Source organism: Mesorhizobium sp. M7A.F.Ca.US.002.01.1.1 (genome assembly GCF_004022955.1).
Classification (GTDB): Bacteria; Pseudomonadota; Alphaproteobacteria; order Rhizobiales; family Rhizobiaceae; genus Mesorhizobium; species Mesorhizobium ciceri.
This window is the reverse complement of the sequence record NZ_RZQE01000863.1, coordinates 1-1,343: the sequence shown is the minus strand read 5'-3', so window position 1 is coordinate 1,343 and position 1,343 is coordinate 1. Positions and strand designations below refer to the sequence as shown.

Annotated in this window: 2 protein-coding genes; one reads left to right on the top strand and one right to left on the bottom strand. The window is 63.7% G+C overall.

The features are described 5' to 3' along the window. On the bottom strand, positions 1-857 hold an 857-nt coding region (locus EN932_RS36235), incomplete at its 3' end, for an AsmA family protein (protein ID WP_128369531.1). 129 nt (positions 858-986) lie between these two features. Here EN932_RS36235 and EN932_RS36230 point away from each other — a divergent pair. Continuing rightward, a partial coding sequence (locus EN932_RS36230) for a Dyp-type peroxidase domain-containing protein (protein ID WP_206619035.1) occupies positions 987-1,343 on the top strand: 357 nt, incomplete at its 3' end.

The window sequence follows — 1,343 nt, the reverse complement described above, 5'->3', positions numbered from 1 at the left end:
ACCCCGAGTTTCTGGTGGTCGAGCGAAAATTTGCCGTTCAGCCGAAAGCCCGGATCGGGCTTACCGGCCGAGACTTTCACCGTCTCGCCATCGGTGCCGCGCAGCTCGGCGCTGTTCTTGTCGGCACCGGAGATTTTGAACTGGCCGGAGTAGACGGCAGCCCCATTGACGATGCCGGCATTGCCGTCGGTCTCGATGACCAGCGGATAGGCGTCCGGATCGGCCTTCAGCCGAAACCGCATCTGTCCTGAGCCTTCGGCCTTGCCGGTGGACGCGGTGACCGCGGTGCGCAACCCGTCCAGCCGCAGCGTGCCGTCCATGCGCCATGGGCCGGCCAGCGACTTGGCCGAGACGGTCGAATTGATCTCGGAAAACAGATGGCTGCGCCCGCCAGCGGCATGGCGAACTTCGATCTGACCCTCCGTCACCGTCAGCTTCTCGATCGAGATCTGGCTGGGGTCGAAGGGCGAGGACGGCCGTATCGCCCAGTCGACAGTGCCGTCATTGGCGATATCGATGGTCGCTTTCGGCCGCACCAGCCGCATGTCGAAGATCAGCACTTCACCGCGCAGGAAGGGCGCCAGTTCCGCATCCATCGAAAACGTCTCGACCGTCATGGCCGGCTGGCCGTTGGGGCCGCCGGCGACGGCGACATTCGAGAAGGTCACCGAAGGGAACGGCAACAGCCTTGCCGTGGCGTCGCCCTGCACGGTCACCTTGCGGCCGAGAATGGCGCTCGCCTCGCGCTCGAAGTCGGCGCGGTAGCCGGTCCAGTCGATAAAATACGGCACCACCAGCGCCGCACACAGCACCAGCACGAACAGGCCACCGAAGATCACGAACAGGCGTGCGAGCATCAGCTCCGAACAGGTTGGTTGAATTTCCGCCGCACTCTACCCGCATCCGCGTGTCGATAAAGAGGCAATTCATCCAGTTGCGCGATCTCCGGTGATCTGAAACAAATCCCGGCGAAGCGGAGAAATCGGATGTCGGGCAAGAACTGGGATCGCGTGCCGATCGATGCGCAAAGTGTCGACGCTCCGCTGTCGCTTTCGGCGGTCTTTCTTGTCGTCACCGTCGCCAGTGGGCAGAGCGCGCTCGCCAAGGTTGCCTCCGTGCTCGGCGGGCTCGACGATCTCGTCAAAAATGTCGGATTCCGCGACCTTTCCGGGCGGCTGTCGTGCATCGCCGGCATCGGCCGCGATCTCTGGGATCGTCTCTCTCCAGACCGGCGGCCGCTGGAACTGAAACCGTTCGCGCCGATCAAGGGTGCCGTTCATTCGGCGCCTTCGACCGCCGGCGATCTTCTCTTCCACATCCGCTCCGAGCGACCCGACATGTGC